The sequence below is a fragment of the Pedobacter miscanthi genome, from assembly GCF_003315595.1.
Lineage (GTDB): Bacteria > Bacteroidota > Bacteroidia > Sphingobacteriales > Sphingobacteriaceae > Pedobacter > Pedobacter miscanthi.
This window is the reverse complement of record NZ_QNQU01000043.1, coordinates 1-25,929: the sequence shown is the minus strand read 5'-3', so window position 1 is coordinate 25,929 and position 25,929 is coordinate 1. Positions and strand designations below refer to the sequence as shown.

Genomic DNA, 25,929 nt, shown 5'->3' with positions numbered 1-25,929 from the left:
ATCAACCAAACGAGGAAATCTCTGCGCTTATCATCTTAAATCTGCGGGAAAACAACAAGCAAAATGTTTCCCGCTGATCGCACAGATTAACGCAGAATAACCAAATTAACCAAACGAGTAAATCTCTGCGCTTATCATCTTAAATCTGCGGGATAACCATACGCAACATGTTTCCCGCTGATCGCACCGATTAACGTAGAATAACCAAATCACCAAAAATATAAATCCGTGTTTATCTGTGCGCATCTGTGGTTAAAAACCTAATGACATTAGTCATTACAGTTTTCTATTTCATAAATTCCGAGAAATCCATTTCCTCAAATTGCTCGCCTCCGTATTCTCCTTCAATGGCATAATCGTAATCCAGTTGAAATGCTACAATTTTAATATCATCAGGATCGTAGGCAATTGGAAAAAATGGTCCGCCGGGTTCATCGTGCAGTTCGAAATCACCCTGTAATATGCCACAGTGTTTGCAGGTATTTGCCCAATAAGAAAACTGGATTGCCTTAGAAAAACTGTACTTAAACTGTGGATGAACTTTTTTAAAATATTCCATTGCCGGAAGATCGGCGCTCTGCAGATAACTAAACAGGGTTGGATTTTCGCCTTTTACCCAGGCAACTTCCCCACCCTCCGGATCATCCTCATCTACCTGTTCTAAATGATAATAATTTACTGCTGCCGGCGCCATTACAGGAGTTTTTTGTCCGCATTTCCAGCAAATCCGTGTTGCTTTAGCCAACAGATAGGGCTTGCGGATAATACAGTCTAAACGCCCAGCGGGAATCCACTTTGCAAAACGGTTAATGTCTTCAATATGATCCGGAATAATCCATTTTTTGATTTCGGTAAGCCAGTAAGCACCAAGGGCTTTGACCTCGTCTTTATCAGCGAAAGGAACGTTAAGGATATAAGGCATGGTTTGGTTAAGCTTGTAGCACGAAAATAATGAAAATCTGTTATTGGTCATTGGTTCATTTGTTCATTGGTGATTGGAAAATTGCTTAATTGTTGAATGGCTTAATTGTTAGCCGAAAACTGCCAACTGATTATTGGTCATTGATCATTGGTTATTGGAAGATTGCTTAATTGTTGAATGGCTTAATTGTTAACCGAAAACTGCCAACTGATTATTGGTCATTAATCATTGGTTATTGGGAGATTGCTTAATTGTTGAATAGCTAAATTGTTAACCGCAAACTGCCAACTGAAAACTGATCATTGGTGATTGGAAAATTGCTTAATTGTTGAATGGCTTAATTGTTAGCCGAAAACTGCCAACTGATTATTGGTCATTGATCATTGGTTATTGGAAGATTGCTTAATTGTTGAATGGCTTAATTGTTAACCGAAAACTGCCAACTGAAAACTGATTATTGGTTCATTGGTGATTGGTTATTGGAAAATTGTTTAATTGTTAACCGAAAAGGGCGCGAAGTAATAAATGCGGGTCGTCATTCTGAACTTGTTTCAGAATCTTTCCTGCATTAAAATTTAAATTTTAATCACAACACCATGCAAAAAGATCCTTCGACTACGCTCAGGATGACAGCAAGGGCGCAAACACGGAAGATAGACTTATTCCATCATCCATTTTACCTTTTACATCTTCCACCCTCTGGACTTTGCAACAAAATATTCTGGACCGTGCAACAAAACAGCCAGGCTCATTAATCCCCAACTTTGTGGTATAAAAATAAAGAAACATGAAAAAGACCATATTAATAACCGGTGCATCATCTGGTATCGGAAAAACAAGCGCTAAACATTTTGCTGCTAAAGGCTGGAATGTAATTGCCACCATGCGCAGTCCAGAAAAAGAGCAGGATCTTATCAATAATGAAAACATCTTGATTACCCGGCTTGATGTGCAGAATCAGGAAACCATTCAATCTGCCATACAATTGGGAATAGAAAAATTCGGCAGTATCGACGGTCTGGTAAATAATGCAGGATATGGTGAATTCGGGATTTTTGAGGCTACGCCCGAAGAACAGGTAAGGACACAGTTTGATATCAATGTGTTTGGTGTGATGGATACCATCAGGGCCATACTTCCGCATTTCAGGACAAAAAAATCGGGTATGATCATCAACATCAGCTCTGGGGCGGGCAAGTTTACATTACCATTAATCTCTCTTTATTCGGCTTCGAAATTTGCTTTGGAAGGTTTTTCTGAATCATTATCTTTCGAACTGGCCGACCTCAACATTGGTGTAAAAATTGTAGAACCGGGCGGCGCCACTACTAACTTTAGTGCCGTAAGTGGCGAAAAATTTTCTGGAAAACCGGTGATTGAAGATTATAATCATTTTATTGGTGCTGCAGGACAGCTTTTTGCCAGTTTATCCGGTCAGCGTTTGGCCAGTGCAGAGGAAGTGGCTGATGTAATTTACGAAGCAGTAACCGATGGTAAAGATACTTTGAGGTATGTGGTGGGCAATGATGATTTTAAACAGCGTATGGCCAACAGACAAAACCTGTCGGATCAAGATTATGTAAATACGATTAAAGAGAGTTATAAAAAGTATCTTTAGGAATATTTTGTCATTCTGAAAAACTTCGTCATTGCGAGGAGGAACGACAAAGCAATCTTTTTAGCACGCTAATAGCGATTGTTGTAAGATTGCTTTCCCGTAAAGGCGGGACAGGCTGTCGGCTGAAAAAGCTTTCCCGCAATGACGATCAATTTTAAAAAAAACAACACCATGAACGAAACCATGGCCTCTTCCTGCCACTATCAGCCCACCATTTCGGCTGAGCAATTTATACCCGAGCACATTTTTATCCATATTGTTTCGGGTACGATCTCGTTTTACGATGGAAGCAAAGAATATCATTTTAAAGAAGGCGATTACTTTTTCGCCAAAAGAAATAGTTTGGCAAGGTATTTTAAAAAAGGACCTGAAGGTGGCGATTTTAAAACAGTTTCTACCTTTTTAAACCAGGATTTCCTAAAAGCATTTCAAAAAGAATATGGTTATAACGAAGAAATTTCTTCCATTAACAACGCCATTATCCCGCTTGAGCCTAATCCCCTGTTTGCAAATTATGTACGGTCTGTTAGTCCGTACATACAAAGCAATGATGCAGAAAGTATCGAACTTATGTTCCTGAAGAAGAAAGAACTGGTTCTGCTGCTGCTCAAAACCAATCCGGAACTACGGAAGGTAATGTTTGATTTCAGTGATCCCGGTAAAATAGACCTTGAATCTTTTATGAACCGTAATTTTAAGTTTAATGTAAGTATCGAACGGTTTGCCTACCTTACCGGAAGAAGTTTATCGGGCTTTAAACGCGACTTCGAAAGGATTTTTAAAGAAGCTCCGAGGCGCTGGCTGATCCAGAAAAGGTTACAGGAAGCTCATTTCCTGATCCAGAAGAAAAAACAGAAGCCAACAGAAGTTTACCTGCAGGTGGGTTTCGAAGATCTTTCTCATTTTTCTTTTGCTTTTAAAAAAACTTTTGGAATAGCTCCATCCATGCTTTTACAACAATAAAATAATTTTGACTACATAGACCATCATTCATTATCCACTCATATTCAGCACAATAAGCAATAAACGGGCTGTGACTAGGCCAATAGCCCCTCCGCCGATAACGATTACATCGTAGTTTTCTGTTTTCATAATTTTGTATGGTTTGTATGGTTGTTTAAAGGCGGCGGTAAAAGCTTGCCAGAGAATTAAGCTAATACTCCGTCTCCTTGACACTGGTGTATATCATAACCTGCTAAAACTGAATAATGAATTGCTTTTGGACAAATGATTATTGCTAAAACAGTAGAAAATCCAAATGGTGGTAAAATGAAGATGTTGGTGGGATGAGCTTATACATGGGAGATTAATTTAGAGAGTGGTGCCTGAAAAATATTCCTAATTTGTTTGGTACAGCTCAAAACTAAAAAATAAACAATCATTTTTTTATACTCAGTTTTAAGTATTTTGTATATCTGATTAGCCACCCCCCTTTAATTGTACAGTCAATGCTGTATTTTTAATGAACAAATCTCATGCTGTTGTTTTAAATAAATTATGGATTAAGCATAGTCATTTTCCTTTTGCATTTTTTCATAACGCGAGGGGTCACCTCAGTTAAGCACGGCGCGGTTATTGCTCTGATCAAAAAAATTAAAACATGAACCGCCTCGTTATCTTACTTTTATTCGTGATTTTGGGAACAGCCTCAAATGCACAGCAAAAACGCAAAATCAAAATACTTCCTCCGCCTAAAATGGATGTACCTCCACCACCGAAACTTGCCCCAAGTTATGAAGAGGAACAGGCTCTTAAAGCCGATCCGCTAAAAGAATCGATTATTGCCTTTTTCACAGATACCCTTTATCAGCGTACACCCGATGCTTTCGTGGCAGAACAGTGGTGTTTTAATCCTAATGGGATGGGCTATGCACGTATAAGCAAAAGCGTAAGAATTTACCCCAAAGGCACTACAAAAGAGGCTCTGCTTAACAATGCTCAGGATAACGTAATACCGTTTAAGATGGAAACAAATTTCGAGGACGGCACCTATACCTATGATAGCAAAACGCCAAAAACAGCAACCAAATTGATTTTTACTGGAAAAGAAAAAACCAAGCCAAAAATATTTACGATCGAGTGGACGGGAGATGGTGCCAATCGGAAAATAGCCTCATTATGGCTGGAAGCTACAAAAACGAAATGGACTGTAGGCGATCCGCCAGCTGCTGAAATAGCCCCTGCACTAAGCCACTAACAGCCCGGGCAATACATGTTGTTAAATTGAAGGGTTTTAACCACAGATATACAAGGATAAACAGCGAATTATGGCTTGATTATTAAACTGACCAGGCATTTACCGCCGCGATAATGGCATTATTAATGGCGGTGTAAAGTGCTGATGAGAGGTTTTCATATACCTGCTGCTGTTCTCCTGCGAAACCCATATCATTCCAGGAGCCCATTCCACCAAATACCCATGCTCCCGAGGCCGCAAAAAACAGTTGCCTTTCAGGAATATTATAGGCATCATCCGGTAGCAGATCGGTATGATAATCTTCCTTGTCAGGATATTTTTTGGTTAACCATACATTGGCCTGTTGAAATATTCTGGCAAAGTTTTCGAGATCCATTTCATCGGCAAAGGCTTCTATTTCGGTTAATACATTAGAGAGTATATTTTTTTGGGTTTCAATATCAAACTGAAGATTTCGGCTTGGAATGTGATGCTGGATACGTTTATAGTTTACGATCCAGGCATTATTATTTGCTTCATCTTTGGTTACGTCCCATGCGCCAAACCAGAAGTCGGAACTTTCGGGATAAATGGCCTCGATAAGCCAGGTTGCTCCTCCACCAATCATACCAGCGAGTTTATGGTCTTGCATACCCGTACTTCCATCAGAACTTTCGTAGTAAAGCTTTAAAGTTTTACATCCTGTTTCTGCCAGGTAACTGAACCATTTGAGAGGATTTTCTGCGACAATAACAGGATGGTCTTCTTTTTCGGTTGGTGTAGAAAAATAAACTTTATTACAGTATTGAAAAGCAGAATGCCCCGGAGGAATACCGGTATGCGTACCGGGACGGGAGATATATTGATTTCCATAAGCAACCAGGACTATAAGCTGGGCAAGGGTTCCTGTCATGTTTTTGGATGAGATGAGATTTGAATAAAGATATATTTTTCGGTCGATTTAGTCAAATAGTGGTTGTTAATATTGGTCATGATGTCTCCTATCTCTGGGCTTAGCGTCCTGCAAAGATCTTCACAAAAAATAAACTTGATAATTTGAAATATAATAGCATCATTTTCTTTACCAAATAAGACATTTAAGGGGCATATAAGCTTACATGTTCTTACACATCTTTAAGGTAGTTACCACATGCAAAGGAAATATTTGACAGCTTAGATTCTCAGGTGGCTTAGGTGGTTAATTAAACAGCACCATATAATTTTTATCACCACCTGAGACACCTTAGTTCACCTGAGTTTTGCAATGATACAGGATCGAGATAGATCTCTCGACTACGTTGCACTCCGCTCGGGATGACGGTTTGCAGTGTTGAGTCCTCCAAAAAAACTAATAGTTTAAAAATACCAAATGTTGTAGCGAGACGCTACGACTAGAGATGATACCACATGCAAAGGAAATATTTAACAGCTTAGATGCTCTCAGGTGGCTTAGGTGGTTAATTAAACATAAACAGCACCATATAATTTTTATCACCACCTAAGACACCTTAGTTCACCTGAGTTTTGCAACGATACAGGATCTAGATAGATCTCTCGATTACGTTGCACTCCGCTCGAGAGGACGGCTAAAAAAGGTGGCGAAATTACTTCCACCACCTTTCAATATTTAACAATCTCTGGTAAAAAATAAACTTGATAATTTGAAATAAAAAAACATCATTTTCTTTACCATACAGACATTTAAGAGGAATATAAGCTTACATGATCTATACATCTTATAAGGTACCCATGCAAAGGAAATATTTAACAGCTTAGATGCTCTCAGGTGGCTTAGGTGGTTAATTAAACAGCACCATATAATTTTTATTACCACCTGAGACACCTTAGTTCACCTGAGTTTTGCAACGATACAGGATCTAGATAGATCTCTCGACTACGTTGCACTCCACTCGAGGACGGTGAACAAAAAAGGTGGCGAAATTACTTCCACCACCTTTCAATATTTAACAATCTCTGGTAAAAAATAAACTAGATAATTTGAAATTTGAAAGCATCATTTTCTTTACCATATAAGACATTTAAGGGGCATATAAGCTTACATGTTCTTACACATTAAAAAGTAGGATACCCCATGCAAAGGAAATATTTAACAGCTTAGATGCTCTCAGGTGGCTTAGGTGGTTAATTAAACAGCACCATATAATTTTTATTACCACCTGAGACACCTTAGTTCACCTGAGTTTTGCAACGATACAGGATCTAGATAGATCTCTCGACTACGTTGCACTCCACTCGAGGACGGTGAACAAAAAAGGTGGCGAAATTACTTCCACCACCTTTCAATATTTAACAATCTCTGGTAAAAAATAAACTAGATAATTTGAAATTTGAAAGCATCATTTTCTTTACCATATAAGACATTTAAGGGGCATATAAGCTTACATGTTCTTACACATTAAAAAGTAGGATACCACATGCAAAGGAAATATTTAACAGCTTAGATGCTCTCAGGTGGCTTAGGTGGTTAATTAAACAGCACCATATAATTTTTATCACCACCTGAGACACCTTAGTTCACCTAAGTTTTGCAACGATATAGGATCTAGATAGATCTCTCGACTACGTTGCACTCCGCTCGAGACGACGGTTTGCAGTGTTGAGTCTTCCGAAAAAACTAATAGTTTAAAAATACCAAATGTCGTAGCGAGACGCTACGACTAGAGATGAGGGATCGTCATCTCGACTGGAACGTAGTGCAATGGAGAGATCTGCCTAGATAGATCTCTCGACTACGTTGCACTCCGCTCGGGATGATGGTGAACAAAAAAGGTGGCGAAATTACTTCCACCACCTTTTATGCTTTTAATGCAAAGGATTAAAAAAGCAGTTGTTATTTAACGTGCGGTTACATTAATGCCCTTAACACTTATGCCCGGCTGTAAAAAAACAACGTAAACATCAGCTATCCCATTTACATTATCGATATCAATAATGCCTTTGTTATCCTGTTTGCGGGTTGTTTTTCCGATTGTCTTGCCATTGGGTGAGCCTAAGCGAACTTCAACCTGATCCGGAGCCGTTTTATCGCCAACAACCTCAATTGTTCTGATATCTTTGAGATCGATTTTGCGGAAAAGCAGATAGGCACCTTTATCTGTAGAAGTAGCTACAGACCTGTCGTTATTAAAACTAAAACCTTTATTGCAGTTACTTTCATTTACAGGCAGATAAGGATTACGCAACACCACGATGCTTTCGGATAATTGGGAAGCTAATTTTCCTGCACCTTTATCCCTATATGCAGCCCTGAATATAAAACTGCCTTTATTGGTTGCATTTGCAGGTACATTTGTGGTATAAGTACCTTTAACCGGCAGGTTATCAGGGGCAGTTTGTTTGTCGCCCAGACTAAGAATGTATTTTACAATCGCATTTACCTCGCTTGGCGGCAAGGTAGCGTGCGCAGGCATCATCGCATCGCCCCAAACACCCGAACCTCCGTTAATTACCTTTTTCACCAAACGTTCCTGTGCGCCTTTATCACCCTTGTATTTTAAAGCCACCTGGGTAAAGGGAGGGCCTAAAGATTTTGCGGTAAGATCGTGACAGGCGCTACAGGTACTTTTTTTCATCAGTAGCCTGCCCACCTCAAACTGTGCAGCGGCATCAAAACGTTGCTGGTGCTGTGCAATGGTGGTCATGTCGTAACCTTCTGATAAATAATTAATGGATACTGCAACCTGCGAAGGGGTAATTCTTTTATCCTTTAAACTTCCATCTTCTTTATCGCTTACATTTACCGCATACGTGATGGTATTGCCCGGAAAGTAGAAACTGGAGTTGCCTTTTACAAAATCAAATTTAACTAAAGGAGCTGCGTTACCGGCAGAAATTTCGACTGATTTACTGTTTTTTGCGCCCGAAGGATCGGTAACTGTTAATGTTGCTTTATAAACACCTGCAGCGGTAAGCTGTAATTCGGGATTTGCCGTTTTAAATACCGATTTCAGTGTTTTATCTTTCGTAATGCGCCATTCGTATTTTAAAACATCGCCATCATAATCCATTGTTCCGGCTGATGATAACTTCACTCTTAAAGGTAAAGCACCCGAAACATTATCGGCAGCCACCTGCACAACAGGTTTACGGTTTCCGCCATTGTACTCGATTTTGATCAGCTCTGCTTCGGGGTTATCTTTAAAATAACCGTTTCCATATTCAAGGATATATAAACTTCCGTCAGGACCAAATTTCATATCAATCGGCCCCCTGAGGCTCAATTCGGGCATAAAGCGCTCCATCGATTTATAGTTTCCTTCTTCATCCATGGTGATGGTGAGGATCCATCCGCGAACCCAGTCGGTAATGAACCACTTGCCTTCATAATAAACCGGAAAAACATTGCCAGCACCTTTAAAATCGTTCTGATGGAATATGGGGCCACCTACTGCACTTCTGCCACCACTACCCATCAGGGGAAAATACTCACTGGCACCATAAGGATACCATACCAAAGAGGTTTCGGTTGGAGGCAGAACGGTTAAGCCTGTATTATTTGGCGAATGATTTACCGGGCGGAGCGGATCGTAGAGATCGCCGGATTTTTTGGTAGCAAAATCGTAATAGCGGTAAGGCAGGTTGTTACCGATAAAATAAGGCCAGCCAAAATTACCGGCTTTTTTTGCCCTGTTAAATTCATCGTAAGATGCCGGTCCACGTGATTCAGAAGCATTCGATCCATCAGGGCCAACTTCACCCCAGTATAGCCAGTTGGTTTTGCTATCCAGACTCATACGCCAGGGGTTACGGTTACCCATGGTGTAAATTTCAGGCCGGGTTTTAGCCGTTCCTTTTGGAAAAAGATTTCCTTCAGGGATGGTGTAAGTGCCATCGGGTTCAGGGTGGATCCTCAGGATTTTCCCCCTTAAATCGTTGGTGTTCGATGATGATTTCTGTGCATCGCGGGCACTTTCGCCTGCGCGTTCATCAATTGGTGTAAAACCATCAGATGACCTCGAGAAAGTATTATCTCCGGTACTTAAAAATAAGTTATTATCTTTATCAAAAAGCATCCCGCCACCAACATGGCAGCATTCTTCCCTTTGTACAGGCACTTTTAAAACCACTTTGGCCGAAGCCATATCCAGTTTTGTCCCAGCCCAGGTAAATCTTACCAGGCTGTTAACAGCTTCTGCTCCTTTAACCGAATAATAGGTATAAACCCAGCGGTTTTTGTCGAAATTTGGATCGAGGATGACGCCCTGGAGACCATCTTCTCCTTCTTCCCTTTTTCCGTTTTTGTCTACATATTCTGTGCTTACCGGTATTTCGGCAATAACATCGAGATTCTTTGTTTTAGGGTTGTAAACCTTTATTTTCCCTTTACGCTCGGCATATAGTACCCTGCCATCTTTTAACACCTGAAACTGCATCGGTTCTTCAAGCTTTTGGGCCAGCACAATTTTGGTAAACCTGTTCATCTCCGGGCCGTGTGCATTCTGTGCAAGAACACCGGTAGTAATAAACGCAGCAGTAAAAACGAGCGGTAGAAATCTTTTTAAATTTATTGAAAACATGCTTTGGTATATCTTAAGGTTTTTGAACGGATTGGCGGAAGTAAGCTACACTTTTTGCAACGTCATCTGTATTGTTATCCCAGTTGTATTCGTACTCTGCAGAAATAATACCTTTAAATTTCTGTCTTTTTAATTCTTTTATCACCGCATCAATGTTGGTAGCACCAGTACCCCAGTGTACATCGTGTGCGTTTTCATCTGTTCCGTTAAGGTCTTTTAGGTGCAGGTGGAGCACGCGGCCTTCAGCTTTTTTGATGCATTCGAGCGGATCGAGGCCCGAATGTACCCAATGTCCAAGATCGGCACACATGCCCAAACGTTTGCTTTTCCCTTTTACTGCATTTAGCAAGATATCAGGATTCCAGTACCTCGAAGGTTTAGCATGGTTATGGATGGCCACATTGATTTTGTATTTATCGCAAAGATCGGAAATAAGCTGCATGTCTTTTTCGTTGGGTTCGGCCGTGATGGTTTCTATACCCATTGCTTTAGCAAATTCAAAGATTTTAATCCATTCGGCTTCACTATCTGCTCCGGTTACACCGAAAGCCGCCATTTTTACATGGTTTTTCTTCAACAGCTGGAGAATTTGTTCCCTTTTTGCCGGATCCATGTGGTAATCCATTTTCCCCTCAATACCGCCACCTATTTCCTGACCGGGATAGGCTTCAATATAATCAAGTTTGCAGCTGGCTGTTTTGGCAACAGCTTCGAAAAAAGTAAAGCGGTTAAAGGTAAAGGCCTGTGTACCGAGTTTCCAGCCGAAACGTTCTTCGGGGCGTTCATTTTTTGCCGGGCCACCACTGCTTACGTTTTTAAAGCCCACGGCTACGGTAATCAAAAAAAATCCGAGGCCGTAGATTAATAAAGATAACCTGTTTTTGTAAAAATTCATGTTGTTTGATTTATGTGTTAAAATTTGTGTTGATTAATATTTTTTGTTGGATTAGGGCAAACAGGTGATTATCCCATTTGCCCCCATCCGAAAGACCCATTAAATTTATTCCCGGGTGTTATTCCGGAATATTACTAATGTAAACTCACCGGCCAATGAGACCGTCATGCTGTCCCGAATCTTCGGGACCAGCATCTTTTCTACTAAATAGACCCTGAAATAAATTCAGGGTGACGGCTAGCATTAATACCCCGGGTTCTGCACCAAAACACCTCCGCTTAACTGAATCTCAGTTAAAGGGATTGGTACATGTTCATTTTTTCCTGCTTTAAAATTAGGCAGCAAAGCCGCAGCTCTTCCGGTCCTAACCAATTCGTAAAACCGGCGGTGTTCGCCCAGTGCGGTTTCTACCCGCATTTCGTGGTAAATATTATCCAGCGTAACGGTACCGTAACTGGGTAATACGGTTAAATCGGTATTTCCACCACTTTTTCTTGCCCTTGTTCTGATTTGATTCACCAGATCTGTAGCATGCGGAACTGCCCCATTATGAAAAGAAGCCTCTGCTGTCCACAACATTACCTGCGCCAAACCAAATACCCTATCGTTGGTTGGTCCATCGCCTGCGCCACCGCCATTTTTAGTTGGAATTTCATCCAGCGCCAGCCAATATTTCCTGTTCCAGTAACCGGTTTCACTTCCACTGGTGTTGGCAGTAGTACCATCAGGCATTACCTGATTATTCACAATAACCGTAGCACCAAAGCGCGGATCTCCCTTTTCAAATTCTTCTACCAACGATTTGGAAGGCACGGTAAAACCATAACCCCAGGTATTGCGCGGCGCGTTGAATAAATTAAGGAGATTACCTACATTCCTGCCGGGGATGGTGGCATTGTTGACCTCAAAAATAGATTCCGGCCCGAATTCGCCTGCCAGTGTCCAGATTTTAGTTACATCATCGGCCAATCGGTATTCTCCTGAAGCAATGATCTGATCACCCAAGAGTTGTGCTTCCGTCCATTTTTTCTGCCACATATACGTTTCGAGCAACAAAGCCTGGGCAGCACCTTTGGTAGCCCTTCCTTTATCAACTGCAGCCTGTTTACTGTTTTCAGGCAAATCTTTAATGGCCTGGCTGGCATCTTTTTCGATCAGGGCGAGAATATCTTTTTCTTCTGATTGTTTGATATTGTAATTACCATCCTCTATCGGCTCAATAACCATTGGGATACGGCCAAAAAGCCTCACCAGGTGCAGGTAGTAATAAGCGCGCAAAAAGTAGGCTTCCGCCAGCACTTTACTTTTCAAACCTGCATCCATCTCAATGGCGGGTACTTTCTTCAATACCAGGTTTGCAAGATAAACCCCTTTGTAGTTATCCCTCCAGGCATTAAATACATAGCCATTATCCGATCGGGCGGTAAATAATTTCAAGTCCTGGATTAATCCCTGATCAGAAGCTCCCCCACCACCTTTGTTGGCATCATCGGCCATGATATCGCCGAACGAAGTTGGCGAATAACCACCATAAGCCTGGTCTTTTAACATACGGTAAGCATCATTAACAGCACGTACTGCATCATCGCCGGTTTTATAAAAGTTACCGGTTGAGAGATGGGCAGTGGGTGTTTCATCAAGAAACTTTTTACATCCGCCGAGGCCGAACATCAATACAGCACTCAGGATTAAATAATAATATTTCATATTTCTTTATTCAAAATTGAATTTCCATTAAAATGATAGGTTAAGTCCTGCAGAAATTGTTCTGCTCTGTGGGTAATTGCCACTATCGATACCGATATCGCGTGTACCGCCGGCACCACTGTACTGTTGCCCCACTTCAGGATCAAACCCTGTATATTTTGTAAAAGTGAGCAGGTTTTGTGCAGATAAATAAAAGCGCAGGTTTTTGATATTTAATTTATCCAAAACTGTCCTCGGCAATGTATAACCCAGCACAACATTTTGCAGGCGCAGGAAAGAACCACTCTGCAGGTAAAAGCTCGATACCCTTGAGTTGTTGTTCGGGTCGCTCGCAATCAGGCGTGGCAGCGTATTGCTGGTCCCCGGACCTGTCCACCGGCCCAGTGCTTCTGTTTCCATATTGTAGTTGGAAATAAAGAAACCATCGGTATAATATTTATAGGCCGCGTTGATTTTATTGCCATAAACACCGGAGAAAAAGGCTTTAAAATCAAATCCTTTATAAGTTGCCCCAACATTAAAGCCATAGGTAAGTTTAGGTATCGGCGAGCCCAGAAAAGTCTGGTCGTTCTGATCAATCACACCATCACCGTTCAGGTCTTTAAAACGGATATCGCCAGGCGCTGTGCCGCTTTGTTGTCTGGCGTGGCTATCAACCTCCTGTTGGGTCTGGAAAATTCCATCGGCTACATAACCATAAAAGGAAGCTACCGACTCACCTACCTGTGTAAGTTCCGTTTGGCCGGGTTTGATATTCCCGCTGTAAAGTTTTATACCAGTTTGGTTCAGTTCGAGTACCCTGTTTTTAATGGTTGCAAAGTGGAAACCTGCATCGAGGTTAAAATCGTCGTTAACTTTGCCGGTATAATCCATCGAAAATTCGACACCCGAATTTTGCATTGCACCAGCATTGCGTGGCGGACTTTGGGTAAAACCCGAAACAGATAATATGTTCAGGTTTAACAGCATATCCTTCGTTGTTTTATTATAAAAATCGAATGAACCGCTAACGTGATCGCCAAATAAACGGTAATCGAAACCGGCATTCCATTGTTTTACCTGCTCCCACTTAAGGTCAGGATTTTCCAAACTACCAGGACCTGCAGTAGGTTGCGAAGTAGCCGGTATGCCAAATGCATAATAGCCGGTATTAATCCTAGCCGAGTAATCATAATATCCAACAGGAGCCTGATTTCCAACTACGCCCCATCCTCCCCTGATTTTGAGGTAACCCAACACATTATTTTTCGGAAAAAAGGATTCGTTGGTTAAAAGCCAGCCAATCGAACCGGATGGAAAATTACCGTATTTGTTATTGGCACCGAATTTTGAAGAACCATCGCGGCGGAAAGTAGCGGTTAAGAAATATTTCCCCTTGTAGTTGTAATTTAAACGACTTAAATAAGAAAGTAAATCCCAGCGTTGCTGATTACCGCCAACTACCTGGTTGCTGATCCCCCCATCAAGGTATTGTAAATAAGGATCGTTACCCGGTTGCCCCTGATTGGATCCGTTAAGGTAATTATAGGTAAACTGCTGTGCAGAGATACCGGCAAGCAGATCGAAATGATGATCGCTATTTACTGTAAATTCATAAGCGATGGTGTTATCCCATGTCCAGTTTGTAGCCTGGTCTTTCTGCTGATAAACACTCGGATTAGGGTTATTAAAGTTTGGCGCCACATTAAAACTTGGGGTAAAGCGTTTGTTATCGCTGAATTTCAGGTCTACACTATATGATGATTTCAATGTTAAACCTTTTACAGGCTTATATTGTGCATAAACACTACCCAATAAGCCCCATTGGTTGTAAGGGTTGTTATCGGAGATATAATTGATCCTGGCCAGCGGATTAATGATATCTGAATATTTGGTGGCAGTAAAATTGCCATTCTGATCTTTCACAGGTATAGTAGGATCGAGTGCAAGTGCATCATTAATAATGTTCCCTCCAAAATCGGTAGCCACATTATGCGATCTGGATTTATTAAAGGCCAGGCTCTCACCAAATTCAAGTCCTTTTTTGGGCGTAAATGTGAGGTTATTGGATAAATTAACCCTTTTATAGTCAGAGCCTATAATGGTCCCATCCTGATCTAAATAACCACCGCTTACCCGGTAGGTAGAGGTTTTGCTTCCACCACTGATCGATACATTATAATTCTGCATACGGGCCGTGCGGAAAAGTTCTTTCTGCCAGTCGGTGGTTGAAGTATAACTCGAAGGCGGCCCTGCAAAAGGCGATGTACGGCCGGCATTGGTATAAGCTTCGTTATTGAGCATCACATAATCGGCAGCGCTTACCATATCGAGGGTTTTACGCACTTGTGTTGCGCCCTGATAAGTACTTAAAGTAATTACGGCTTCACCATCGCTGCCTTTTTTCGTTTTCACCAAAATTACACCATTGGCACCCCTCGAACCGTAAATGGCCTGAGCAGAGGCATCTTTTAAAATATCAATCGATTCGATATTTGCAGGATCGATGATATTGATATCATTCGAGGTAAGCGGAATTCCATCTACCACATATAAAGGATCTGAATTGTTGATGGAAGTTAAACCACGTATGCGTACCTGGGCAACCGAACCCGGAGCACCTGAGTTTTGCGTGATCTGCACGCCTGCCGTTTTTCCCTGTAAAGCACCCTGAAGGTTAACCACCGACTGATCTTTTAATTTATCGGCAGATACCGAAGAGATGGCACCGGTAATGTCGCCTTTGCGCTGCGTTCCATAGCCAATTACCACAACTTCATCAAGTGCAGATGGTTTGGTGAGCATGACAACGGTGAGCTCGGAACGCCCGTTCAATTCTACTTCCTGACTGGCAAAACCCAGGTAACTAAAAATCAACACCGAATTCGGATCATTTACCTTTAAGGAGAAAGCACCATCGGTATTGCTTACCGCCCTGGTATTGGTTCCTTTTACTTTTATGGTTACACCGGGCAGGCCGACACCGGCCTGATCGTTTACCTTTCCTTTTACAATCACCTCGCGGACCATGGAAACAGGCTTTAATTTCACCACCACGGTATTTTGATTGATGGTATAGGTAAGCACCTGATTTTCGAAACACTTTGCCAGTACTTCTTCCACACGGGCATTACGGAGCGAAAGGCTTACCGGTTTGGCCCTATCAAGCATATCACTATCGTAGAGAAAGTTATAATTACTTTGCTTTCTCAATTTCTTAAAAATGCTCTTCAATGGAGCATCCTTTACAGAAATACTGATATTTTGTGCGAAACCAGAGGCACTAACCTGCAAAAATGAAGCAGTCAACAATATGACTATCAATTTCATCATGAGCAATAATTTATAGAATGACCGGAAACTCCGTGTGCATGAAAATGCACCAATATTTTTATACATTTGGTTAAGGTTAAATTAATGATTGATTGTGCGAACTTTTGATTATGTAGCCTTATACCGAAAGGTTCCAGACCGGATGCACTCCACTGCATTCGGTCCTTTTAATAAGGACAACATGATAACCGGGATCTTTTATGGCTTCACGATGATCCTCCTTTCCTTGATTTCAAAGTGAACGGAACCTGTTAATTCGAGTGATTTTAACACCTGCGCAACATCTTTAAAGCGCGAAACAGTACCTCCGAAATTCGCCCTTTTAAAGTTTGGCGGAAATACGACCTCCACATCGTACCACCTCGAGATGCGTTTCATAATGGTATGGATATCTTCGTTATCGAAAACAAAATAACCTTCCTTCCAGGCTACCGCTTCTTCGGTATCAACCGCTGTAACATCAATTGTTTCCGATCCGTAACCGAGCCTGCCCTGTTCGCCAGGTTTTAACATTACTTTTTTATGGTGTGCAGTTAATTGAACAGAACCTTCGAGCAGGGTTGTTTTTATTACATTTTCGTCCTTATAGGCCATGATATTAAAATGAGTGCCCAACACCTTAACATCAAGATCGTTTACATTTACCCTGAATGGTTTTGTTCTATCTTTTGCTACCTCGAAATAAGCCTCGCCGGTAAGCTGTACCGTGCGTTCGTTTTTGGTAAAGCTAACCGGATAACGGAGTGTTGAGGCTGAATTTAGCCACACTTTGGTTCCATCGGAAAGGACCAGCTGATACTGCCCTCCGCGGGGAATGGTAATGGTATGGTAATCACTTACAGCATTGCTGGTACTGATGTTGTTTATCTTACTGTACTGCAGCAATCCATCTTTTACTTTATTGATATTAATCCCATTCTGCGCAGCAAGCAGTCCGTTTTTTAAACCATCAAGTGTAATTACATTGCCGCCGGCCGTTGTTAAATAAGCTTTGTTTCCACCGGGAATGATTTTTGAAGTTTTAGTTTTAGCAACATCAGCAGGTTTTATAGCAGCAGGCTTTTGCAGAAACATGATATACATTGCCGCCGATATGATTACCAGAAAGATTGCCGCGATTTTTAACCACTGCAAATTCCGCTTTCCGGCATAAGCTGCCTGATCGGGAATACTGTTTCGCAGTTTTTCCTTTAGAACAAGATAAAGCCTTTTGGTATCGTCAGGATCCGGAAGTTCTTCTGCCAGCAGGATTTCTTCATCATGATGCGATTGCAGCCTTTCGATTTCTTCAGCTGTACAATTCCCTTCTAAAAACTTTTCATACAGCGTTACAAACTCTTCTTTGTTCATCATTCAGATAAAATATTTGGTCTATATCATATAAGTACCAAAACCACCAGCCTACACCCATACTTTTGTAACATTTTTTTAAAAATCTTTAATGGCCCGTTATTTTCAAATATTTTTATAGTTTTAGCCGACCAAATATGCACTTATCCCATCAAAGTGATCCCGACCTCTGGTTATCCGTCCGAAATAATGATGGGAAGGCATTTAACGTGCTTTTCGACCGCTATTGGCTAAAACTTTATAAGGTGGCGCTACAACAGTTAAAGGATGAAGATGCCAGTTTGGAAATTGTTCATAATGTTTTTGTGAGTTTATGGACTAGGCGGAAAAAACTGGAAATAAATTCGATACAGAATTTTCTGTTTATTTCCATCAAATACCAGGTATATAAAAGTTTGAGGCCGGGTAAACTTTCTATCGTTTACAAGGCGGATGTAAGCGAAGATAGTTTTTCGACAACGGTTAACCTGGGAGATTTAAAAATCCAGGACAGCGAATTGCAGCAAAAATTAAATAACTCGCTTAGCGAATTACCGGGGCGCTGCCATCAGATATTCCGCCTGAGCAGGCTGGAGCATTTTTCGAATAAGGAGATTGCAGAGCGTTTGGGGATTAGTCAAAAATCAGTGGAAAACCAGCTAACCATTGCCTTAAAACACCTGAGGCATGCCTTTAAAGACATTGCTTTTTTGATGTTTATCATCCATCGACTGTAAGAGGTATTTCAGGCCATACGCCTATACAGCTTAATCTGTGCGTGTAAATTTATCAATAGATAATTTATTTATTTCAAAAGAAGGCCCTACCGGCGGGGGACCAAATACTATGCCGGCAAGGCCACTCTTTTTAGAAGGCGTACAATTCGGCCAGATGGGTTACATTAGACCCGTAAGACGAATTAATTGTAATTTTAAAATAACGCGCCTGTTTATTAAACGCGGATGGAAAAAAAACAGACTGGAGCGCCTGGGTATTTGCCAGGTTTAATGTTCCGTAATCTGTCCAGGTTACATTATCGGTACTCAACTTCAGATTTACTTCATTGGGCTTGCCGTTATCGTTACTCTGCCTGGCCAGAAAAGATAACCCGTGGAAGGTTTTCAGCTCTCCCATATCGATGGTTAAAAAATGCGGTGGCGAGGCGGTTCCGTTCTGCCATTGTGAATGCCAGAATGTACTATTTACACCATCCAGTGCAAAAACAGCCCTTCCGTTATTTGGTCCTTCGCCGTTTGCCTCCTGTGAGGAGAAATCTACAATACTAAATTTCGACCGGTCAAAATTAGGATAGTCGGCCAGATCGGGCAAAGCCGTTACCACGTAATAAACGGTTTTGAGTGCCTCGCGTACCTTCACCGTTGAGCTTGATAAAGTTATTGGCAAAAGGTAAGTGGTAAAAGCATTCATGGCCCCCGTACCGGTTGTTTTAAAATTTACTTTTAAGGGTTCGGTAGCCAGTTTGCCTTTTGGGATTACTGAACTGCTTGCAGATAAGGTATAGGCACTGGCCGGCAATACCTGATAGTTTGTTTTATTCGCTGTATTGTATGCTGCTACCAGCGAATTATCCACAGTGAAGGAAACCGGCACATCTGCATCCGGATAACCGTAACCGCCATAATCTGCCCCAAAAACAACTGTTTGTACCAGGTTATCTTTTACTTTCAGGTTGGTGGTTACCGGACCGTTTACGCCCTGAGGCATATACACGTTTACATAATTTTCCAATGGCTGATCGGGAAGATCAACATTATCCTTACAACCGTACCAAAGGCTTACGCTTATTAATCCATACAGGAAAAACAGCGTTTTATATTTTCTTTGAATTATCATCGTTTTCAAATTTTGATTAACCGGATTACCAACCCGGATTTTGGACTACCAATTTAGATCTATCCATTTCATACTGCCTGATCGGGAAAAAATAAGATGCCGGGAAACGGAAGAGGTGCTGGCTTGCTACTACTCTTTTGTAAAAGGTATCGTCATTTTTGTTTACATCCATACCATGCATATCGCCCATTACCTGTGCCACTATTTTCCAGCGCCTCACATCAAACCAGCGGTGCGATTCGAAAGCAAGCTCAATCCTGCGCTCCTGCCAGATTTTGTTGCGAACATCTGCCTGGCTGGTTGGAGCAGCTAAATTTGCACTTCCATACTGTGGAATGCCGGCACGTTCGCGGATCAGGTTCAGATACTTCAGGATATCGGCATTACCGGGTGCATATTCGTTTAATGCCTCGGCATAGTTTAAATAAATTTCGCCCAGCCTGAATAAAGCTAGCGTGCGGTTTGCTTTTGCCCCGTTACCTCCCGAACCATTATTGGTTGCCGGATTAACATTTTTTCTTACCAGATAGCCTGTTTTGGTAAAATCGGTAGCGTGTCCGTTTTTACCGCTTCCACCTAAAAACAGGAATGAAATGGGTGCGGCTGCCGCCATATTACCACCCTGAAAAATGGCATTATTATAGGTTACCGATGCATAAAAACGGGGTTCGCGGTTTATATACATGTTGTAAACCTTAACATTATTTTGTGTGGTAAAACCGGTTTCAGAGTAGAGTGGAGATTCGGTAATGGTTTTACCGTCGTTCATAAAATACGCATCAACCTGCTCCTGTGTAACGCCTACACCATTCCAACCACCAGCCTGACGGGGCATGCTATTGGTATCGTAACCTGGCAAATCGTTGGTTTTGCGACAGAATATCTGTTCATTGTTCCATTGCTGGGTAAATATGCCCATGTACGATTGTAGCGGATCTCCATTTGGCGATTTATACAAGTTATACAATCCTAGATCGATTACAGCTTTGGCTGCATCGGCGGCCCTTTTCCATTTTTGTACATCGTAAGTCTGGTTAATCAAAACTTTACCATCTTTATTTTTAAAGTTGGCAAAGTCGGCATTGCCGTTAAATTCGGGACTGGCTGCATATAATAACACCCTCGATTTCACTGCCAGGGCAATTCCAACGGTGGCACGGCCAAATTCGTTATTACTCGCCTGTCCGTTACTCGATGGCACATTTGGCAATACGGCAGCAGCTTTGTCGAGCTCGCTTACCACATAATTCACACATTCATCATAACTGTTGCGCGGAAATTGCATTTCGCTGGCTTCTACGTCAACCGGAATTTCAGTTTCGGGCATGATAACCACCGGACCATACTGGCGCATTAATAAAAAGTAGAAATAGGCCCTTAAAAAACGTGCTTCGGCTTTATACTGATTGATTAACTGCTGACCGTTTAAAGCTAAGATTTCGGCATTTCCATCTATGTGGTTCATAAAATAGGTTGCAGAGCGGATACCTTTATAATAATATCCCCAGCGGTCGAAAAGTGCATTACTTGCACCCAGGTTACCGATATTCAGGCTGTAGTTAGAATATTTAGACCAGGTGATGTCCATTTCATCCGAATTTCCTTCCCAAGGGGTATTTTCCCATACGTTCGATACGTCGTCAACATAACTGTACACATTTGCGAGGTATTGCTCGGAAGGACCTTTTTTCTGAAAAACCGATTCGATCGTAATCCTGTCGTCGGGTACCTGATCGAGGTATTTTTGACAGCCAGACCCCATCAGTAATGATGTAAGCACGATGGCCATGCCGATTTTTATATTTTTATTTTTCATTTCGTTAAAACTTGAGGTATTTATTTGAAAGTACATTTAACGCCCAGGTTGTAAGTTTTTAACAGGGGATAATTCGCCCCCTTGCCATCGCCCAACTCTACATCCCAAAGCTTGAAACCGCTGGCCGTCCAAAGGTTATAACCGATAAAGTAGATGCTTAAATTAGACATCCCTGTTTTTTTAAGCCAGTTCGCCTTGTTAAAATCATAACTCAGCTGCAGGGTCTGCAAACGTAAAAAGGCCCCGTTTCTTACCCACCAGTTGCTGTTTGCATAATTCATATTATCGTTACCGTAGGTTAACCTTGGGTACATTACATTTTGGCTCGGATTTTCAGGAGTCCACCTGTCGGTAATCTGTGCCAGTAAATTGCCACGCTCGCCACCCTGACTAAAAGGCTGTAAACCATCACCATTAAGACTTACGTCTACATTGCTGATCCCTTTAAACCATGCAGAAATGGCAAAACCTTTCCAGTTAATTGTCGGACCAAAACCATATACAATTTCAGGTATCGAACCATTACCAATCGGCCCCTGGTCAAAACCGTCAATTCTTCCGTCGCCGTTTAAATCCTTGTATTTAATATCACCGGCTTTGTTGGTACCGGTTTGATAAGGGCTGTTTGCCACGTCTGCATCACTGGTGAAAAGGCCAAGGGCGGTATAGCCAAAACGCTGACCGAATTTGCGGCCAATTCGTTGCTGCCACGGATATGGCCATGGAGCATTGGCATCATTTATAATCATGGCCCTGGTCCAGGTTAAAGATCCCCTTAAACCCAATTGCCAGTCGTCGCCCAGGCGTTTATTATAATCTATTGTTCCTTCCACACCGCGGTTGTGGATTTCGCCCAGGTTTGCATAAGGAAGTGTTCTTACCCCTACATATTCGGGCACATCGCCACGCTGGCGGAAAATTGCGGTCCTGAATTCCTGGAAAACATCTGCGGTGATAGACAGGCTGTTGTTCAGTGTTTTCAGCTCAAGCCCAATGTTCTGTTTAGTGGCTTTTTCCCAGCTCACGTTTACGGCATAATCGCCGATATCGTATCCATTAATATTCTGATCAACACCGTTACCGAAAGAGTAATTGCCGTTTCCGCCATTAACAGTGGCAATATAACCGAAGCGGCGACCGCCAATATCGCTGTTACCAACCTGACCCCATGAGTACCGTATCTTAGCAAACTGGAAGATATCTGTTAATGGTTTAAAGAATTTTTCCTGTGATAATACCCATCCCACACTAAATGCAGGGAAAAAACCAAAACGTTTGCCCGGCGCAAATGTTTCTGAACCGTTATAACCGAAGTTTACATCAGCCAGGTATTTATCATCGTAGGCATAAGTTGCACGACTAGCCACCCCAAGATAACGGTATGGGATAGAAGCAATAAAATCACCTGCAAAAGCATCCTCCCTATCCTGTGCATTAAAAATAGCCATTGCACCTACTGCATGTTTTCCGAAATTGCGGTTATAATTAAGCTGGGCTTCGGTAGAAAACTGCCTCGTACCCCCATTGCTCCTTTCGTAACCCAAAAAACTGGTCCCGTTAGAAACTTTATCAAACAACAGGGCATTGGTTACGGGGTCTCTGCCTTTGGCCAGATAACCATCAACTGATTTGGTCCGCCTGATGGTGTGGGAATTATAATTATCGAAAGAGAACATGGCCGTTGCCGAAAGCCCTTTCAACACCATACCCAGATCCTGCGTAACCCTGATATTGCTCCACAACTGGCTCCTGAATTCGGTTATATAGCCACTTTGTGTTAGTAGTGTATACGGATTGGCAATATCGCCCGTCCTGATTGCAGAATTTAATCCATTTGAATATACTTTTGGTATCAGTATTGGTGGCATGATATAAGCAGAACCCCAGATAGATTCGTTTGAACTTCCCGGGTAGTTACCATTGCTGATCCAGCCTGATGCACCAAAATCAACCTTTGTGGTTTTGGTAACTTTTAAAGTAAGATTGGAAGTAAAATTATAACGGGTAAATTTTATGGCCGAATTATAACTGGCCAGTTCATCGGTTTTAAATAGTCCTTCTTCATCATAATAACCCAGCGAAAGATAGTACTGTGCATTTTCGGAGCCACCGTTGGCATTTACCCTGGCACGACGGTTCTGTCCTGTTTTGTTAAACAATTCGTCGAACCAGTTTACATTTGGGTACAAATCGGGATCTACACCTGAAGCCGTTTTATTAATCCTATCGGCTGAGTATTTGGGATTCGGATCGCCAGGATTGCTGCTTTTGTAAGCCTCGTTGGCTATCTGTAAATAGGTTACCCCATCAGCAAACTTCGGGATTTTGGTAAACTGCGTTATGCCCTGATCGTACTGTATATTAATTAGCGGTTTACCCAGTTTACCTTTTTTGGTTTCGATAATGATTACCCCATTGGCACCACGTACGCCATATACAGCTGTTGCGGAAGCATCTTTAAGGATACTGAAACTGGCAATATCCTCCGGATCGACATTCGCAAATTCCCTTTGAACACCATCTACCAAAATGAGGGGACCACTACTGGTAAAGGTGGAGATACCCCGGATGTAAATTTCAGAATTGTCGTAACCTGGCTGGCCACTGCGTTGTACACCGATAATGCCGGCAACACGGCCTGCCAGCACATTGGTAAGGTTGGCTACCGGTTGCTTCAGTTCTTCGGCTTTTACCGTGCTGATTGCTCCGGTAAGGGTTACTTTTTTCTGTTGGCCATAAGCCACAACAACCACATCATCGAGTCCGGTTTCTGATTCTTTCAGGGTTACGTTGATTGTTGTACGACCACTTATCGGCACTTCCTGACTAATGTAACCTATAAAACTGAATACAAGACTGCCGTTGGTGTCATTAACACCAATGCTGTAGCTACCATCTTTTTTTGTTGATGCGGTGGCCGTTCCGTTTTTAAGTTTTACGGATACACCCGGAAGTGCTTGCCCTTTAGGGTCGCTTACCTGTCCGGTAATCTGCACTTGTTGTGCCGATAATACATTTGTAAACAGCAGTAAAATTACTACGGCAGACCATATTTTAAGGGCATAGATTTTCGGCTCCACATGGAATGATTTTCCACGGCGGGATGCCATATTACTTTTAAACATTTGGTTAGAATTAAATAAATAATTGTTTGGAAATTGGTTACGGGATGAAAGCTTAACATTGCTTCGGTGTTTGGTTTTGAACCCGGACAAAAGCCTGCTCCCTGATGTTGAGGATAAATTATCTGATCAAAATAGCCTCCTTCCTATTATGGTTAACAGTGGGTTCTATGTGTTTCAAAAAGGCAGGTGTAGGGTAAGGATAAAGCAGATACAAAAACGTTATCAGGTAGAAACATTTAACCAAATCGCATAACCGGATGGTGCTTTCAGGCCTAAAAACGTATTTTATTTTATCGTGGCTCATGTTTATTGGTTAGCAGGGTTAGTTAGTTCCCTTTGTTGTAAAATATCCCCTCAGTATTTTACTGATATGGCACAAGAGATTTAGCTTTAAAAGGAGCTGCCAGAAAATACCAGCAGCCCGATTGCTTAAAATCAATTGTGTGTTATCGGTTTTAAAATTATTTTCTTGTCAGTACCTCTACATCTTTGCTAATACCAAAGGTTTTTACTTTTGGCGTTTGAACAAAAAAGCATGGATGACGGTGATTATTGCTCTATTCGGTTGATACAAATAACTTGAAATAAGGGCTTTGGGAGATTGTCCAATCATTCATATTTTTTGACAGATTGTACATTTATGCATTAAAAGAGGGCTATATCAACGCATACGTACTTATATTTCTTAAATGCTGAAGCATAATGGAAATATTTTGATTTTTACTTTGAAAGCTTCCCACCATGGGTGGCATCAAATCAAAGTTACTTTGAAACCTTCCCACCATAGGTGGCGCACAATCAAAGTAACTTTGAAAGCCCGCTGCCATAGGTGGCACCAAATCAAAGTTTGTTTGAAACCTTCCCACCATAGGTGGCGCAAAATCAAAGTAATATGTCATCTCGACCGAAACGCAGTGGAGCGCCCGCCTGCATCGGGTAGGGAGAGATCTATTTCGAGATAGATTTAGCTTCGCTGAGCACTTCGTGGTTCTCGACTTCGCTGCACTCCGCTCGAAATGACGGTAATTAAGAGAGATTAGCAAATTGATGCTACAATTTTACCGTTGAGTAATTCAAAAGAAAAGTCGTCATCTCGACCGAAACGCAGTGGAGCGGAGAGATCTATCGCGAGATAGATTTAGCTTCGCTGAGCACTCCGTGGTTCTCGACTTCGCTACACTCCGCTCGAAATGACGGTAATTAAGGGAGTTAGGTATAGACACTATTTATTGGTGTTAGTGTCCATTTTTTTTTTTGCCACGGATTCACAGCAAGACATTTTTTTGAAATGGTCGTCATTGCGAGGAGGAACGACGAAGCAATCTTTCCTGCTTGTGGTTCATTCAAGATAGATTTCTCGACTTCGCTGTACTCCGCCACCATTGATCGACTCCAACGAAAAGTGTCGTCATCTCGACCGAAACGCAGTGGAGCGGAGAGAACTATCACAAGATAGATTTCTCGACTTCGCTACACTCCGCTCGAAATGACGGTAACTCTGGGAGTAATTCAAAAGAAAAGTCGTCATCTCGACCGAAACGCAGTGGAGCGGAGAGATCTATCACGAGATAGATTTAGCTTCGCTGAGCACTCCGTCCGAAATGACGGTAACTCTGGGAGTAATTCAAAAGAAAAGTC

14 protein-coding genes are annotated in these 25,929 nt (G+C 41.8%); 4 read left to right on the top strand and 10 right to left on the bottom strand.

The features are described 5' to 3' along the window. Positions 1–286: 286 nt before the first annotated feature. Positions 287–973 (bottom strand): DUF5710 domain-containing protein, encoded by a 687-nt coding sequence (locus DRW42_RS27405; protein ID WP_113952049.1) that lies wholly within the window; start codon positions 971–973, stop codon positions 287–289. 736 nt (positions 974–1,709) lie between these two features. On the opposite strand from DRW42_RS27405, the gene DRW42_RS27400 reads away from it, so the two are divergent. The 3 genes from DRW42_RS27400 (at position 1,710) to DRW42_RS27390 (ending at position 4,737) form a co-directional block, all read left to right on the top strand. Then, positions 1,710–2,540, top strand: a complete 831-nt coding sequence (locus DRW42_RS27400) for an SDR family oxidoreductase (RefSeq protein ID WP_113952048.1) — start codon at positions 1,710–1,712, stop codon at positions 2,538–2,540. 141 nt (positions 2,541–2,681) lie between these two features. Further along, positions 2,682–3,503, top strand: a complete 822-nt coding sequence (locus DRW42_RS27395; RefSeq protein ID WP_244215378.1) for an AraC family transcriptional regulator — start codon at positions 2,682–2,684, stop codon at positions 3,501–3,503. A gap of 637 nt (positions 3,504–4,140) precedes the next feature. Continuing rightward, on the top strand, positions 4,141–4,737 hold the full coding sequence (locus DRW42_RS27390; RefSeq protein ID WP_113952047.1) for a hypothetical protein: 597 nt from the start codon (positions 4,141–4,143) through the stop codon (positions 4,735–4,737). Positions 4,738–4,819: 82 nt separating this feature from the next. On the opposite strand, the gene DRW42_RS27385 is transcribed toward DRW42_RS27390, so the two are convergent. The 6 genes from DRW42_RS27385 to DRW42_RS27360 all read right to left on the bottom strand — a co-directional run bounded on the left by DRW42_RS27385 (position 4,820) and on the right by DRW42_RS27360 (position 17,520). After that, on the bottom strand, positions 4,820–5,629 hold the full coding sequence (locus DRW42_RS27385) for a hypothetical protein (protein WP_113952046.1): 810 nt from the start codon (positions 5,627–5,629) through the stop codon (positions 4,820–4,822). A 1,942-nt stretch (positions 5,630–7,571) separates the two neighbouring features. Continuing rightward, entirely contained in the window at positions 7,572–10,253 is a 2,682-nt protein-coding gene (locus DRW42_RS27380; RefSeq protein ID WP_113952045.1) for a PQQ-dependent sugar dehydrogenase, read from the bottom strand. Positions 10,254–10,266: 13 nt separating this feature from the next. Continuing rightward, complete coding sequence (locus DRW42_RS27375) at positions 10,267–11,148, bottom strand: sugar phosphate isomerase/epimerase family protein (RefSeq protein ID WP_113952044.1); 882 nt, start codon at positions 11,146–11,148, stop codon at positions 10,267–10,269. A 243-nt stretch (positions 11,149–11,391) separates the two neighbouring features. Continuing rightward, positions 11,392–12,855, bottom strand: coding sequence for a RagB/SusD family nutrient uptake outer membrane protein (locus DRW42_RS27370; protein WP_113952043.1), 1,464 nt, complete (start codon positions 12,853–12,855; stop codon positions 11,392–11,394). Positions 12,856–12,882: 27 nt separating this feature from the next. Continuing rightward, positions 12,883–16,167: a TonB-dependent receptor gene (locus tag DRW42_RS27365; protein WP_158544414.1), complete on the bottom strand. Its 3,285-nt coding sequence runs from the start codon at positions 16,165–16,167 to the stop codon at positions 12,883–12,885. Between the two features lie 198 nt (positions 16,168–16,365). Next, a complete protein-coding gene (locus DRW42_RS27360; protein WP_113952041.1) occupies positions 16,366–17,520 on the bottom strand; it encodes a FecR family protein in 1,155 nt (384 codons plus the stop codon). 134 nt (positions 17,521–17,654) lie between these two features. On the opposite strand from DRW42_RS27360, the gene DRW42_RS27355 reads away from it, so the two are divergent. Continuing rightward, positions 17,655–18,233, top strand: coding sequence for an RNA polymerase sigma-70 factor (locus DRW42_RS27355; protein ID WP_113952040.1), 579 nt, complete (start codon positions 17,655–17,657; stop codon positions 18,231–18,233). Between the two features lie 130 nt (positions 18,234–18,363). Here the strand turns inward: DRW42_RS27355 and DRW42_RS27350 are convergent, their stop codons facing one another. From DRW42_RS27350 to DRW42_RS27340, 3 genes are read right to left on the bottom strand one after another with little or no spacing between them, the layout of a single operon-like run. Beyond that, positions 18,364–19,350: a BT_3987 domain-containing protein gene (locus DRW42_RS27350; protein ID WP_113952039.1), complete on the bottom strand. Its 987-nt coding sequence runs from the start codon at positions 19,348–19,350 to the stop codon at positions 18,364–18,366. A 25-nt stretch (positions 19,351–19,375) separates the two neighbouring features. Continuing rightward, the gene (locus tag DRW42_RS27345) at positions 19,376–21,166 is read right to left on the bottom strand and encodes a RagB/SusD family nutrient uptake outer membrane protein (protein WP_244215377.1); all 1,791 of its coding nucleotides are present in this window, start codon (positions 21,164–21,166) and stop codon (positions 19,376–19,378) included. A gap of 20 nt (positions 21,167–21,186) precedes the next feature. Next, on the bottom strand, positions 21,187–24,291 hold the full coding sequence (locus tag DRW42_RS27340) for a SusC/RagA family TonB-linked outer membrane protein (RefSeq protein ID WP_113952038.1): 3,105 nt from the start codon (positions 24,289–24,291) through the stop codon (positions 21,187–21,189). Positions 24,292–25,929 lie beyond the last annotated feature (1,638 nt).